The organism is Amycolatopsis sp. BJA-103 (genome assembly GCF_002849735.1).
In the GTDB taxonomy this organism is placed as follows: domain Bacteria; phylum Actinomycetota; class Actinomycetes; order Mycobacteriales; family Pseudonocardiaceae; genus Amycolatopsis.
This window is the reverse complement of sequence record NZ_CP017780.1, coordinates 7,956,102-7,969,825: the sequence shown is the minus strand read 5'-3', so window position 1 is coordinate 7,969,825 and position 13,724 is coordinate 7,956,102. Positions and strand designations below refer to the sequence as shown.

The following is a 13,724-nucleotide window of genomic DNA, read 5'->3' as shown; positions in this document are numbered from 1 at the left end:
CCTCAGGCCTGAACCTTCTTGGTGGCGTCGATCGCCGACTCTTCGACACCCTTGTACAGTCCGGCGGCCCTGGCCAGCGCCTCGTCGGCGTCCTTGACCACCTGCTCGAACTGCCCGATGACCGCGCTCGCGGAGTTGGCCGACTGGGCGGCGCCCTTGTGGTCGTGAGCCGCGACGGCCTTGCCGTACGGGTGGCCACCCAGCTGCGGCGCGTCGTTCAGCGCCATGGTCTTGATCTTCAGCGCGCTGAGTTCCTCCGACATGTTCGCCAGAGCCTCGCGAAGCGGCTTGACACCCTCTTCGCTGATCTTGAAGCCACCGCTCTTGGCGGCCGAGACCAGCTTCTGGGTTTCGGCGCTGACCTTGGCGATCGCCTCCTGGTTCAGGCCGCCCTTGGCCACATAACCGGCTGCCGCTCCCATGGCGGCGCCGATCGAGTAGTCCGGTGCCGCCTGTCCGCCGTCCGCTTCGAAAGCCATCGTCCGCCCCACTGCATCGTCTGCTCGCCCGTGCGTACCGCCCGGCAGTCTACTAGCCGAACACTCAGCGCAACGAGGATCGAGCCTATTCGCCGATCACCGAAGACCGCGCCGGAACTGTGACGAAACGGGCGCCGACCCGGTTCCCGACGGTTCAGAACTGGCCTTCGAGCTGGGCGTACAGCTGCTGCGCGATCCTCGCGTTGTCGGCGGGAGCGTAGGTCAGCCAGCTTTGCCCGTCGGCCGCCTGCCGCGAGGTCATCATGAACCGGCCCGCTTCGGTGTCGAACCAGGCCAGCGGCGGGAACACGCTCCCGCCGCGGATGAACACGCTGAACTGGCCGACGCGCGTCTTCGCCTTCTCGAAGATCCGCTCCACCTGCCGCTGCTGCGGGTTCGACCCGTGCGCACGAGGTCCGCTCACACCGGCGAAAGGGTCGTAAGCGTCGTCGTTGCGGGGGCGCTTCGGCACGCTGACCGGCTTCGCGATGGTGACGGACTGACCGGGGCCCGCCGGGGTGAGTGGCAGCAGGTCGACGATCGACGCGACGATCGCGGTCGGCCTGGTCTCCTCGAAGACGAGCAGGTTCTCTTCCTGACGCGCGACGACCGCGAACTGGCCGTTCGTCGCGGCCCGCGCGAACAGCTGCTTGTCCTTGTCCATCTGCGCGACCGCCCAGACGGCGAGCTGCGGGTTGACGAACGTGGCGAGCGTGAGTTCGACGTCGGCGTCGAGCCTGCCGCCGCGCATCAGGCCTCGGCCTTCGAGATCGCGGAAGACGGCCTCGCGCACCATCGCGCGCTGGTCGGTCGTGGTGCCGATGTGCGGGACGTCGAACGGGACCGGCGCCGGGCCGAACCGCCCGTGTTCGAGCAGGATGTCCACCGCCGCCAGCGACAACGAAAACGAATGCGGCATCGCCATTTCCCCCCGCGGGTGTCTTGTTCGTCGGGTTGAACGTAGTCCACGCACCCGGTACGCCCGCAGCGAACCCGCTTGCCCGGCCGTGATCAAGGCTGGTGCCATGGGTTCATGGCAGACCAGAAACCCGCGCTCGTCCTCCACCTCGTCGCCGGCGGGGAGCCGCTCCTCTTCGCGCTCACGGCGGAAGAAACCGAACGGCTGACCAAGGACCTTTCGCATTTCGTCCGCACCGGTTCGGTCCAGACGATCCAGACCAGGGACGACTCCGAGGTGGCGATCAACTTCACCCACGTCGCCGCCGCCTACATCGACGACCTGAACCGCAAGACCCGGGTGTTCGGCCTGCACTAACGGGAGAAGAGGTCCAGCAGTCCCGCCTTGATCTCCGGACGGCTGGCGGCGACCAGCAAGAAGGTGGCTTCCCGGACGAGCCGCTGGGGGTGTCGTCCGGCGAGTACCGACGTGCTGCCGTTGGCCGCGACGAGCGCGCCCGCGGCCCGGAACGCGAGCTCCGCGCCCGCCGCCCGGGCCGCGGGCAGTGACGGCGGATCGGCGAGACTCGCGTCGAGCCGTGCGCGGACGGTGTCGATCTCGGCCCTGATCCCGGCGGCGACGTCGGCCTTCCCGAGGTCTTCGAGCAGCCGCGCGGCCCGGGCGGCCAGCCCCAGCGGCGCGCAGCCGTTGAGGCGCGAGACGAAGGTGTTGCCCGCGATGAAGTCGGCGTACGGGACCTTGCCGTAGACCCGGTCGTCGGCGAGGAAGTAGCGGGTGAAGCCGAGATGCACGGTGGACGTGCCCTGCGCCGCGACGAGGTCGAGCGGCTGGACCGCCAGCTGCTCCCCCGCCACCGGGTCGATGATCGCGCTGACGATCGTGTCGCCGTCCCGGGCGCAGAGCTGGAGCAGGTCGATGATGCCCCAACCGCTGACGAACGGGGCCTCGCCGTCGAGGAGGTACCCGCCCTCGACACGTTCCGCGCGCAGCCTCGGCGGGGTCGGGATCACCGCGGCGAACGAGGCGCCCGCCTTGAGCTCGCCGCTGATCAGCGCCGGGAGGTAGCGCTCGCGCAGGTCCGCGCGGTCGGTGAGGGACAGCCCGGCGACCAGGCCGTGATGCTGGACCCAGGTGAACATCGTGCTGAGGCAGCCGCCCGCCATGGCTTCGAGGATCTGGATCATCACCGGGAGGTCGAGGCCCGGGCCGCCGGTCTCCTTGGGGGCGGCGAGGCCGTAGAAGCCTTCGGCCGCGAGAGCGTCGAAGTGACTTATGGGGACTTCGCCCTTGAGGTCGACTTCGGCGGCTGCGGGGAAGAGGAGTTCGTCGGCGAGGGTGCGGGCTCTAGCGGCCAGATCCGTCATGAAGTAAGGCTACCCTAACTCGCACTGTGAGGGTCCCGAACGCAATGAAAGGCCCGTTACTTGCAAAATTTGCAAGTAACGGGCCTTTCATAGCACTTCTTACAGCTCGTACAGGCGCTTCCAGTTGTCCCGCGAGGTCAGCTCGGGCATGGAGCGCTTGTACTGCTCCTGCACCGCCCCGCCTTCCTTGCGAAGCCGCTGGATGACCTTCGCGCCCTTACGGGCCAGGTCGAACATCTTCGCGCGGTCGTACGAGCGGACCCGCACGCCTTCCTGCGAAGCGTCGGTGACGACGGCCGTGTCGAAGGTCGCGACGTGCCACCAGTGGGCCTCGTCGATCGGGATCGCGCCGAGCGAGTGGCGGCTGCGGCCGAGCACCCGGTCGAGGACGCGCTTGATCAGCACCAGGCGCTGCATGCTGGGCCGCGGCGCGCTGTTGATGATGCCGATGTCGTTCGACGCGATGCCCGGGACGTCGGTGGCCTTGTGCCGCTTGGTCTCGGGGTACTCGTCGCGGATCCGGCGGATCTCCTTCATCGCGGCGACGCCGCCGTCACGCAGGACCTCCGGCCCCTCGAGGAAGTCCTCGACGGCCTTGATCAGCGTGGCGGACAGGCCGTACTGCATGCCGAGCAGGTACCGGACCAGCTGCGCGATGAGCACGCGCGAGAGCAGGTTCAGGTTGAACGGCGAGTGCAGCGCGGCGGTGATGATCGAGTTCCGCAGGTTGAAGTAGCGGTGCCACTCGTCCCAGTCCTTCCAGTGGAAGTCGGCGTGCCAGACGCCGGCGCCCGGAAGGGTGACCGTGGGGAAGCCGTGCGCGCGGGCGCGGTAGCTGTACTCCGCGTCGTCCCACTGGAAGAAGAACGGCAGCGGGTAGCCCGTGGCCTTGACGACCTCGTACGGGATCAGGCACGACCACCAGCCGTTGTACCCGGCGTCGAGGCGGCGTTCCTGGCGGTTCGGCTTGAGGGTCTCCTCGTCGACGCCGAGCAGGTCGGCGGTCGAGAGCGAGTGCGTGACCGGCTGGCCGGGCTCCAGCGTGTTCAGCCGGGCGTATTCGGCGCCGACGTGCAGCTGGTTCGGGTGCAGCAGGTTCAGCATCTGCCCGCCGACGATGACCGGGTTGACCGTGCGGTTGGAGAACGCGGTCATCCGGATCACCAGGTCCGGCTCGAGCAGCACGTCGTCGTCCATGAACAGGACGTTCGCGTGCTCGGTCTCGGTGTGCCCGGCGACCTCGTAGAGGCCGCGGGTGAACCCGCCGGCGCCGCCGAGGTTCGGCTGCTTGATGTAGTGCAGCTTGTCGCCGAGGTCCTTCGCGACCTGCTCGAAGCCGTCGCGCGACTCGACGAGGTCGGTGCCCTGGTCGGCGACGTAGATCGCGTCGAGCGTCTCCAGCGAGGAGACGTCGGCGGCGAGCGCCTGCAGGTTCGACAGGCAGTCGTCGGCGCGGTTCATCGTGCAGATCGTCACCGCGGTCGGGCGGATCTTCTCCGGCGCTTCGACCGTCCAGCGGACGTTCTCGACACGCAGCGACTGGCCGCCCTCGGTCTCGAGGTCGAGCCAGAGCGCGCCACCGTCGTAGAACTTGTCGAGCTTCGCGGTGAGCGTCACCTTCTTCTGCTTCGCGCCCGCGACGATCTCGGCGGCGACGACGCGAGAGTCGCCCTCGATGTCGGAAGCACCGACGGACAGCTGCCCGTCACCGGTGACGACGGCCTCGACCGCGACCTCGGTCACGTCGGTCCAGCGCTGCCAGTAGCTCGCGGGGAAGCGCCCGAAATAGGTGTTGCCGGACACCTTCGACGCCGGCTCGATGGCGATGCCCGCGCGTTCGCGCACGGCACTGCCCCATTCGAGCTCGGCGTAGAGGTCCTTGCTGACGATGGGGGCCGGGCCGGCGTAGAGCCCGCGCTGCGCGGTGAGACGGCCCTGCGGGGTGCGTTCCGCGAAGCGGGTGTCGTCGATAGTGCTCACCATGGCGCTCGGGGCCTCTCCGGTGACGGCGGCTTTACCGGGCATGAATCCTCAGTTCTCCTCTGTGCTTGTCAAGACCGGGCTGGTGGCGGTGCTGCGGGGCTCACGGAAAACGACCCACTTGAGCATGACGAAATTGATCACGGTCGCGGTTGCCTGCGAAACGACCCAACCGAAAGTGGCCTTCCAGGCCGACTCCGGCAGGACGTGCAGCATCGTGCGGTTGACGCCGACGGCGACGAGGAAAGTCACGGCGTACAGGAGTACGAAGCTACCGATCTGACGTGCGCCTTCCTGGCGTCCACCGGCGAAGGTGAACTTGCGGTTCAGGAAGAAGGCTGTCGTGGTGCCCACGATGAAACTGAACGCGCGGGCGACGTCCACCCACGGCGTCGCGTCCATTCCCAGGGCACGGAGCCCCTGGTAGACGCCGAAATCGACCAAGGCGCAGAAGCCGCCGACGAGCGCGAAGCGGATGAGCTGCCCGAGCAGCCCAGGAGAGGACGGCGCTGCCGCCGTCGAACCGGCTTGCGGGTCGGTCGCCACCACTGCTCTACCTCATAAACTGCTGGGGCTGGTGCCCAAAGTGTAGAAGCGAGCACTTCAGGGTCACGTTCCGGGCAGTGTTCGGCGTGGTTACCCTGGTCGGCGTGACCCAAGCACCCAAGACACAGCGGCAGTCGCTCATGGGCTGGGCAAGGACGTCGCCGAGTATCGCGGACGTCCTGAGCACCCCCGACGTGGAGACCATCGCCCGCGCGGTGACGCAGGCCGGGGAACGCGGGGTCATCGCGCGCGGTCTCGGCCGGTCGTACGGAGACCCCGCGCAGAACGCGGGCGGCCTGGTCATCGACATGACCGCGCTGGACCGCATCCACTCGATCGACCCGGACTCCGGGATCGTGGACCTCGACGCGGGCGTCAGCCTCGACAAGCTGATGCGCGAGGGCCTCCCGTACGGCCTGTGGGTCCCGGTGCTGCCGGGCACGCGCCAGGTGACCATCGGCGGCGCGATCGCGAACGACATCCACGGCAAGAACCACCACTCGGCGGGCAGCTTCGGCAACCACGTCGTTTCGCTGGACCTCGTCACCGCGGACGGCCAGGTGCGCACGCTCACCCCGGAGGGCCCGGACTCGGAGCTCTTCTGGGCGACCGTCGCCGGCATCGGCCTGACCGGGATCATCGTCCGGGCCAAGATCCAGATGACGAAGACGGAGACGGCCTACTTCAAGGCCGACATCCAGCGCACCGCGAACCTCGACGAGACCCTCGCGCTGGTCACCGACGGCTCCGAGGACAACTACACGTACTCGTCCGGCTGGTTCGACTCGATCTCGCGAGGTGCGAAGCTCGGCCGCGCCGCCTTCCAGCGCGGTTCGCTCGCCAAGCTCGACGAACTGCCGCCCAAGCTGCGGGCCGACCCGCTCAGGTTCAACCCGGGCACCCTCGCGACCCTGCCGGACGTGTTCCCGAACGGGCTGGCGAACAAGCTGTCGTTCTCCATGGTCGGCGAGCTGTACTACCGCAAGACCGCGAAGAACGCGCGCGACCAGATCCAGAGCCTGACGGCGTTCTATCACCCGCTGGACCTGTTCGGCGAGTGGAACCGCGCGTACGGCACCAACGGCTTCCTGCAGTACCAGTTCAGCACGCCGCTGAACGCGCACGAACCGCTGCGCCGCATCATCCAGAAGGTCGCGGACTCCGGCCACGTGTCGTTCCTCAACGTGTTCAAGCAGATGGGCGAGGGCAACGCGGCGCCGCTGTCGTTCCCGCACCCCGGCTGGATGGTCTGCCTCGACTTCCCGATCAAGGCCGGGCTGAGCCGGTTCTGCCAGGAACTCGACGAAGACGTGCTCGCCATCGGCGGGCGCCTGTACACGGCGAAGGACTCGCGGACCTCCGCGGAGAACTTCGCGAAGATGTACCCGCGGCTCGAGGAATGGCGCAAGGTCCGCGCTTCCGTTGACCCCGAAGGCGTTTTCGCCTCTGACATGTCCCGAAGGTTGGAACTGTGATCGACGCTGTGGGCAACCCCCAGTCCCTGCTCCTGCTCGGCGGTACCTCCGACATCGCGCTCGCGATCGCGGAGAAGTACCTGGCCGAGCGCCCCCTCCGGGTCGTGCTGGCCGGACGTCAGTCGTCGCGGCTCGACGCGGCGGCCCAGCGCCTCAAGGACAAGGGCGCCGAAGTATCCACTGTGGATTTCGACGCCAAGGACATGGCCTCGCACCCGGCCGTGCTGGACAAGGCCTTCGAGGGCGGCGACATCGACGTCACCGTCGTCGCGTTCGGCCTGCTCGGCGACCAGGAAGAGCTGTGGCAGGACCACGCGAAGGCCGTCGAGGCCGCGACCGTGAACTACTCGGCCGCGGTGTCGGTGGGTGTCGCGCTGTCGAACAAGCTCAAGAAGCAGGGCCACGGCAAGGTCATCGCGCTGTCGTCGGTCGCCGGTGAGCGTGTCCGCCGCTCGAACTTCGTCTACGGCTCCTCCAAGGCCGGTTTCGACGGCTTCTACCTCGGCCTCGGCGAGGCCCTGTCCGAGTTCGGCGTGCAGATCACCGTCGTCCGCTCCGGCCAGGTCCGGACCAAGATGACCGAAGGCCTCAAGGACGCCCCGCTGACGGTGGACGCCGCACAGGTCGCCGAGACCGCGGTCAACGCCTCGCGCGCGGGCAAGGAACTGGTGTGGTCGCCCGCGCCGTTCCGCCTGGTCATGTCCGCCCTGCGGCACATCCCCCGGCCGATCTTCCGGAAACTGCCGATCTAGGGAACGAGCCCGCTGGTCCATTCGTCTCACCCGGGCACGGAGAAGATCCGTCCCCGGGTTGAGAGGAATCGATGGCTGACCAGGAAGCCAAGCTCGACGCGGCCATCCGGTCGTTTCAGGAGCAGGCCGCCAAAGCCGCGGAGCTGAAGGACAAGATCGCCGGGCTGCGCGGATCCGCGCGCAACGCCGACGGCTCGGTGACGGTCACCGTCGCCCCGTCGGGCGCGCTGCTGGGGCTCCAGCTGTCCCCCAAGGCGATGAACCGCACGCACACCGCGCTGCAGCAGGACATCCTGACCGCGATCAGGGAAGCGACGCAGCAGGCCGCGGCCGCGATGCAGCAGACCGTCCAGCCGATCCTCGGCGACCGCGCGGAACAGTTCAAAGAGGCGTTCAACGCCCACGTCGAACCGCTCGGGCCGAGTACTCCCCCGCCCGCGGAATCCCTCGCCGGACCGGCGTCTCCCGTCCAGCAGCAGCCCGTCCGCACCCAGCGCCCGTCACGACCGGCGCCCAGTGACGACGAGGACTTCGGCGGCCCGATCCTGCGGAGGGACTCATGACCGGCTTCGGCGTCCAGACGGAAGCCCTCACCGCGCACGCGACGGGGTCCAAAGAGGCTTCGGGGAACTTCGGCAGCCTCGCGAGCCTGCTGGAGCAGGCCAGGGTCTCCGACGACTGCTTCGGCCCGCTCGGCGAGCTGATGGCGTTCAAGTACTTCGAGGGTCTGCAGGAGTGCCAGGACCTCGCCGAGCAGGCGAAGTCCTTCATGGACCAGATCGCCGACAAGACCACCACCGCGGCGAAGACCTACATCGACCACAACCAGGGCACCGCCGAGGTCATCACCGGACTCGGTGCCGGGCTGGACGACGGAGGCAGCGGGCCCGGCAGCCTGAGCGATCTCAACAGCGCCGGCGACTCGGGCCGCAAGGGCTACTGGGAGCAGAACGGCGGCTACGGCAGCTCGTGGATCAGCACGTCTTCGGACGTCGCCAGGGCGAGCAGTCCGCCGGACGTCGCGATCGCGGCCGTGCACGCGCGGATGGAACAGCTCCAGCTCGTGATGAGCCCCGGACAGTCCTTTTTGGACAACGGCCTCGGCTTCCTGATCGGGATCGTGATCAGCCCGCTGGTCGAACTGGTGCTGGAGCCCGCGATCGGCGACCCCGAGCAGATGCGCAGCACCGCCAAGGGCTGGGAACAGACGGCGAAGTGGCTCGACGGCGTCGCCGAGCACGAGCAGAAGCGTGCCGAAGGCACCCAGGAGGCTTGGAAAGGCCAGGCGGGTGACGCGTTCCGCGGCCAGATGACCGAGTTCTCGGGCGGCGCCAAGGCGTTCGCGAACGACGTCCGCGGGCTGCAGCAGATCCTGGAGATCGCCGCCGACCTGTTCGACGCGTTCGTCGAGATCGTCATCGACATCATCCAGGAATTGGTGATGGGCCTGATCATCGAGTGGCTGGCCGCGCTGGCCGCCTCGTGGATCACGGCGGGTGCCTCGGTCGGCGCGGCGGGCGCGGCCACGGCCGGTCAGGTCGCGGTGACCGGCGGGCGGCTCGGGATGAAGGTCAAGCAGCTGCTCGGCAAGCTCAAGCCGCTGATCGAGAAGCTCGAAGACATCCTGAAGATGCTCCGCAACGGGCCGCTGAAGAAGGTCGTCGAGCGTGCCGAAGGCCTGCGTGACGGCAACTGGCTGCAGAAGCGGCTCGCCGACCAGATCGACAAGAACCCGCTGGCCAAGATCGTCACCAAGGCCAACCCGGCGACCGGGGCTTCCAAGACCGCGAACAAGTTCGCGGACCGGTTCGGCGTCGGCGGCGAGGGTTCGGACGCGCTCACCACGAACCTCACCGAGGCCGGGCTGCGGGCGATGGGCATGAGCGGGACGACCAGCGTCGGCAAGGCCGCCTTCCGCGGCAGCGCGGGTAACCTGACCGAACTGGGCGTCGAGCAGGGCGTCAAGGCGGGCTACCACGAGTCGCAGGATTCGTCGTCCGAAGAAGAGCGCCGCGCGGCGACCGACAGAGGGTTCACGATCGAAGAATGAATCTCGGCTACCCGCTCGGGGCCGCGTCGCAGGCCCTTCCCTCGCTGCACCCGGGCGAACGGTTGCTGTGGGCCGCGTACGGCCGGACGCTGAACTACGACGTACGCGGCCTCGATCCGTGGGGTGTGCCGAAGAAGAGCGTGCTGGGCAAACTCGGCTCGGGCGCCGCGAACTTCGCCGGTGACATGGTCGGCGCCGCGCTGGGCGGTGGCGACGACGGCGGCAAGTCGAATCCGCCGTCACCGCAGGTCATCGTGCTCGGCGAGCAGGGCGGGCTGGCGCACGCGGCGATGCGGGAGCTGTCCACCAACGGCTCGCTTTCGCGGCTGTGGGCGCTGACCAGCGCGCGGCTGCTGGTGCTGGAGAAGTTCGTCCCGCCGGAGCCGCCCGAGCCCGCCGAGAAGTCGTTCATGTCGAAGGCGATCGGGTTCGGCAAGGGCGTGGTCAAGACCGGCAAGGAGATCGCCGCGATCATGACCACGAAGACCTACGGCGAGAACGCCGAGGGCGTCCCGATCGCGAGGCACGAAATGGTGCCGCGCGCCGAAATCCCGCGCGACCGGATCGCCGGATTCGCCGTGGCCGAGCACGGCAAGAAGCGGCGTCCCTGTCTCCGCGCGTCCTTTGTGGATGGATCGGGGATGGATTTCCTGTTCGACTGCGAGGATCCCCGGCAGTTCGCCTGGCTCCACTCGATGACGGTGAGCTGATGGAACACACAATTCCGATGGCGGAATCCGTCGACGAGGTCGTCGAACGGGAACTGCACCAGTACTGGCTCGCGCCCGGCGAACGCCTGATCATCGGCTGCCCTCCCGCGCACGGATACGTGGGTCTGCTGCTGGACGGCGAGCTCACGCTGCCTTACGCACCCGCACGCGAAACCCCTGCGGTGACAGGGAAACCGCGCTGGCCGCTGCCCGCGCCGGACGTCCTCGAAGCCGACTGGACCGACGACCCGACGATCGCCTACTGGGCCGTCTCGCGGAGCGCGGACCAGACCGCCGTCCGGATCGCGGACCATCTCGCCGGCGGCCACGGCGAGGCGCGGTTGACGCTGTCCGACCGGCGGCTGGCCGTCGTGTACCCGGCGAAGATGCTGGAGGGCGAGGATCCCGCCGCCCAGCCGTTCCGGACCTTCGAGGAGATGCCGTCGGGCGTGGTGCGTTCGGTGTCCGCGCAGTACGTGGGGCGGAGTTTCCCGGCGCGGCCGGTGCTGCGGTTCGTCTTCGCCGACGGGTCCGCGGTCCACCAGCGGGACCTGCTCGCCGTCACGAAGGCGACCCGGGCCGACTCGCGCCGCTGACCCCCCGCGTTTAAACCTCTAGTTGCGGGACACTGGAGGCTATGGGGAGAAAGCGGCTCGACACGCATCAGGGCAGGCACCTCTTCGGCCAGGATCCCGAGTCCTACGACGCCGGACGCCCCGGCTACCCGGACCGTGTCTACGAAATCCTGACCGGAGACTGCGGCCTCGGCCCCGGCGCGCGGGTCGTCGAGATCGGACCGGCGACCGGACTGGTCACGGCCCGGCTGCTCGCGCACCAGGCCAGGGTCACCGCCGTCGAACCCAGTGCTCCCCTCGCCGACTTCCTTCGTGCCTCGCACCCGACCGAAGCCCTCGAAGTCGTCACCGCCCCCTTCGAGGACGCCGAACTCCCCGACGACGCCTACGACCTCGCGGTGGCGGCCACGTCCTTCCACTGGGTCGAGCCCGACGTCGGCGCCGCGAAGCTGCGCCGGATCGTCAAACCGGGCGGGCACATCGCGCTCTGGTGGATGATGTTCGAGGATCCGGCCCGACCGCACGAGTTCGACACGGCCGCCGAGGAGATCCTCGGGATGTCACCGGGGACCGTGATGGATCCGGGCGGGCCACCGTTCCAGCTGGACGTCGACGCGCACCGCGAGTACCTGACGGTGGCGGGATTCACCGGCTTCGAAAGCGAAGTGATCCGCTCCGAGACGCGGATGGACGCCGCCCGGCTGCGCACGTTGTACGCCTCGATGGCGCTCGTGCTCAGTCATCCGCCGGAAGAGCGCGTGCGCCTGCTCGACGCCATCGAGAACCTGGTCCTCGAACGGTTCGACGGTGAGGTCGTCCGCCCGTTCGTGACGGGGTTCTACCGCGCGGGCAACAGGTAGAGCTTCTGGGTGCCCATCCACGGCGAGTGGATGGTCCAGGTCGCCAGCGCGTCCGACGGCGGTGTCTTGCTGGTGGTGGCCAGCACCAGATCCGGGGTCGCGGGCGGGACGCTGTGGTCGAAGAACCGGAAGTTCGCCGCCAGCAGGGCCTTGCCGAGCTCGCCGCTGCGGTTCTTCGTCTCGATGATCGCCGGATCGACCGAGCCGCGGTCGGAGAACTGGTCGACGATGTCGCAGCCGCAGGCATAGGCGAGCGCGCCGACCTCGCCGGCGCTTTCCACCTTGCGCCCCTTGGTCAGTTCGCCCAGCTGCGAGCCGATCTCGCGATACTCGTCGGACGCGGCGTGGTTGCTGGTGATGGGCGCGAACCGGCGCGGCAGTTCGGGAGTCGCGTAGGCGACGGCGCTCACGACGAGGAACGCGCCGGCGAGGATCCCGGCGCCGAGGCGGGCCCGGCCGGGTATCGCGCAGGCACCGGCGGCGAGGAAAACCGTCGCGCCGATGATGCTCGGCGCGTAATACCAGTGGTACGGCGGGACGTTCAGCCAGCAGTAGGCCAGATAGTGGGCCGCACCGGCGATCGCGAGCGTCGCGAACGGCGCCAAGCGCTTCGCCCGTTCCGAGCCGCGCCGGTAGTGGAATGTCCACAGTAGACCGGCGAGTCCACCGATCACGAGCGGCAGAAAGGAAAGTGTCGCCGCCAGCGGGAAGTTGCGCCAGTACAGCAGCGGGCCGTTGGTGAAGCTGAACGGCCCCCACGAGCGCTGCATGATCTTGATGACCAGGGTGTCCGGCACCGCCGAGCCCAGCACCAGCCAGCTGAACAGGAACCACGGCAGCATCACCGCGAGCGCGGCGAACGTCATGCGCCAGATGCCCGTCCAGAATTCGCGGCGGGCGAGGAACAGGACGAACGCGATCAGCAGCAGGTCGATCCGGATCAGCGCGATCAGGCCGATCACCGCGCCCGCGGCGGCGGGACGGCGTTCGTGCAGGAACACCATCAGCCAGACGACGGCCGTCGACCCGAGGGCGACTTCGAGGCCGACCGACGACAGCAGCAGCGGGTTCACCAGCAGGAGACCCAGCGCCAGCGGGGCGAAACCGCCGGGAAGGCCGGTCGCGGTGCCGATGCGGCGCAGGCCGAGGACGAGCGCCACCTGACTCGCGACGAAGACGATCCCGGCGGCGAAGACGGCATCGCGGACGATGAAGGTGACGAACGCCAGCACGAGGACGTTCAGCGGCGACGTCGCGGTGTTGGCGGTGCCGTCTTCGATCAGGCCCCAATGGCCGTGGAAGGCGAGGTTCTTCGCATACGAAAGCGTGATGTACGTGTCGTCGATCAAATGCCCGCTGACCAGCACGAACACCAGGGCCGAAGCCACCGCCGCCCCGGCGGGCAGCACCCAGGGGCGGGTAAGGACGGCGGCTCCCGGCAGCGCACCGGAAGTCTGGGGAAGTTCAGCGGAGGCGCTTCGCATCACGAACACCGTACACGGTGTCGTGATGATTCCGTTATCTACCCGCCGTGGGGCCCGTCACGCCACCCGCGGTCGCCGGGGCCGTCACGGAAGTCCCGGTGCGCCCCGGGACCGCCCGGACCACGGTGTTCGCGGGAGATCCCCGGCCGGTCGTCATGCCTGGCGACGGCGAGGCCGACGGCGGTGCCGATGACCCCACCGCCGAGCAGGAAGCCGATCAGGCCGACCGCGACCAGCTGCGTCGCGCGATGTCCCACGAAACGGCGGAAACCGCCCTTCGCGGGCGGAGCCTGCTGCGGTGGCACCCAACCGGGCGGCGGCCCGGCGGGGGCGGCGGCAGGGGTTTCGGCCGTCGTTTCGGCAGAGGGTTCGACGGGTTTCTTCGCGGTCTCGTCACCGACCGCGGGCTGCTCGACCGTTTTGTCCTCGTCACCGGACGGCCGCTGCGGGTCGCTCATCTTTCGCTCCTCAGTCGATGGGAGCGGGCTTCGTACCCGCTCCCATCACCGAGGATGCGTGCGCAACCTGTG

15 protein-coding genes are annotated in these 13,724 nt (G+C 68.7%); 8 read left to right on the top strand and 7 right to left on the bottom strand.

The features are described from left to right. Nucleotides 1-2 precede the first annotated feature (2 nt). The gene (locus BKN51_RS35780; RefSeq protein WP_233223064.1) at nt 3-479 is read right to left on the bottom strand and encodes a hypothetical protein; all 477 of its coding nucleotides are present in this window, start codon (nt 477-479) and stop codon (nt 3-5) included. 154 nt (nt 480-633) lie between these two features. Continuing rightward, on the bottom strand, nt 634-1,398 hold the full coding sequence (locus BKN51_RS35775; RefSeq protein ID WP_168214464.1) for an ESX secretion-associated protein EspG: 765 nt from the start codon (nt 1,396-1,398) through the stop codon (nt 634-636). Nucleotides 1,399-1,512: 114 nt separating this feature from the next. Here BKN51_RS35775 and BKN51_RS35770 point away from each other — a divergent pair, with 114 nt between their 5' ends. Further along, nucleotides 1,513-1,755, top strand: a complete 243-nt coding sequence (locus BKN51_RS35770) for a hypothetical protein (RefSeq protein ID WP_101611802.1) — start codon at nt 1,513-1,515, stop codon at nt 1,753-1,755. On the opposite strand, the gene BKN51_RS35765 is transcribed toward BKN51_RS35770, so the two are convergent. From BKN51_RS35765 to BKN51_RS35755, 3 genes are all read right to left on the bottom strand, one after another. Next, nucleotides 1,752-2,762, bottom strand: a complete 1,011-nt coding sequence (locus BKN51_RS35765; protein ID WP_101611801.1) for an acyl-CoA dehydrogenase family protein — start codon at nt 2,760-2,762, stop codon at nt 1,752-1,754. The genes BKN51_RS35770 and BKN51_RS35765 overlap by 4 nt on opposite strands. Before the next feature lie 99 nt (nt 2,763-2,861). After that, on the bottom strand, nt 2,862-4,787 hold the full coding sequence (locus tag BKN51_RS35760) for a glycosyltransferase (RefSeq protein WP_101611800.1): 1,926 nt from the start codon (nt 4,785-4,787) through the stop codon (nt 2,862-2,864). A 6-nt stretch (nt 4,788-4,793) separates the two neighbouring features. Continuing rightward, the gene (locus BKN51_RS35755; RefSeq protein ID WP_101611799.1) at nt 4,794-5,291 is read right to left on the bottom strand and encodes a GtrA family protein; all 498 of its coding nucleotides are present in this window, start codon (nt 5,289-5,291) and stop codon (nt 4,794-4,796) included. Nucleotides 5,292-5,392: 101 nt separating this feature from the next. Here BKN51_RS35755 and BKN51_RS35750 point away from each other — a divergent pair, with 101 nt between their 5' ends. The 7 genes from BKN51_RS35750 to BKN51_RS35720 all read left to right on the top strand — a co-directional run bounded on the left by BKN51_RS35750 (nt 5,393) and on the right by BKN51_RS35720 (nt 11,710). Then, complete coding sequence (locus BKN51_RS35750) at nt 5,393-6,763, top strand: FAD-binding protein (protein WP_101613656.1); 1,371 nt, start codon at nt 5,393-5,395, stop codon at nt 6,761-6,763. Further along, entirely contained in the window at nt 6,760-7,515 is a 756-nt protein-coding gene (locus tag BKN51_RS35745) for a decaprenylphospho-beta-D-erythro-pentofuranosid-2-ulose 2-reductase (RefSeq protein WP_101611798.1), read from the top strand. The genes BKN51_RS35750 and BKN51_RS35745 overlap by 4 nt, the downstream gene beginning before the upstream one ends. Before the next feature lie 71 nt (nt 7,516-7,586). After that, nucleotides 7,587-8,078: a YbaB/EbfC family nucleoid-associated protein gene (locus BKN51_RS35740; RefSeq protein WP_101611797.1), complete on the top strand. Its 492-nt coding sequence runs from the start codon at nt 7,587-7,589 to the stop codon at nt 8,076-8,078. Next, nucleotides 8,075-9,565 (top strand): WXG100 family type VII secretion target, encoded by a 1,491-nt coding sequence (locus tag BKN51_RS35735; RefSeq protein ID WP_101611796.1) that lies wholly within the window; start codon nt 8,075-8,077, stop codon nt 9,563-9,565. Before BKN51_RS35740 ends, BKN51_RS35735 begins: the two co-directional genes overlap by 4 nt. Beyond that, a complete protein-coding gene (locus BKN51_RS35730) occupies nt 9,562-10,275 on the top strand; it encodes a hypothetical protein (protein ID WP_101611795.1) in 714 nt (237 codons plus the stop codon). Before BKN51_RS35735 ends, BKN51_RS35730 begins: the two co-directional genes overlap by 4 nt. After that, nucleotides 10,275-10,871 (top strand): hypothetical protein, encoded by a 597-nt coding sequence (locus BKN51_RS35725; RefSeq protein ID WP_101611794.1) that lies wholly within the window; start codon nt 10,275-10,277, stop codon nt 10,869-10,871. Before BKN51_RS35730 ends, BKN51_RS35725 begins: the two co-directional genes overlap by 1 nt. Before the next feature lie 41 nt (nt 10,872-10,912). Further along, nucleotides 10,913-11,710, top strand: a complete 798-nt coding sequence (locus BKN51_RS35720) for a class I SAM-dependent methyltransferase (RefSeq protein WP_101611793.1) — start codon at nt 10,913-10,915, stop codon at nt 11,708-11,710. Here the strand turns inward: BKN51_RS35720 and BKN51_RS35715 are convergent. Together BKN51_RS35715 and BKN51_RS35710 are read right to left on the bottom strand one after the other, a co-directional pair. Beyond that, complete coding sequence (locus tag BKN51_RS35715; protein WP_168214463.1) at nt 11,689-13,194, bottom strand: hypothetical protein; 1,506 nt, start codon at nt 13,192-13,194, stop codon at nt 11,689-11,691. The two genes, BKN51_RS35720 and BKN51_RS35715, sit on opposite strands and share 22 nt — an antisense overlap. 38 nt (nt 13,195-13,232) lie before the next feature. Further along, nucleotides 13,233-13,652, bottom strand: a complete 420-nt coding sequence (locus tag BKN51_RS35710; protein WP_101611791.1) for a hypothetical protein — start codon at nt 13,650-13,652, stop codon at nt 13,233-13,235. Nucleotides 13,653-13,724: the final 72 nt, after the last annotated feature.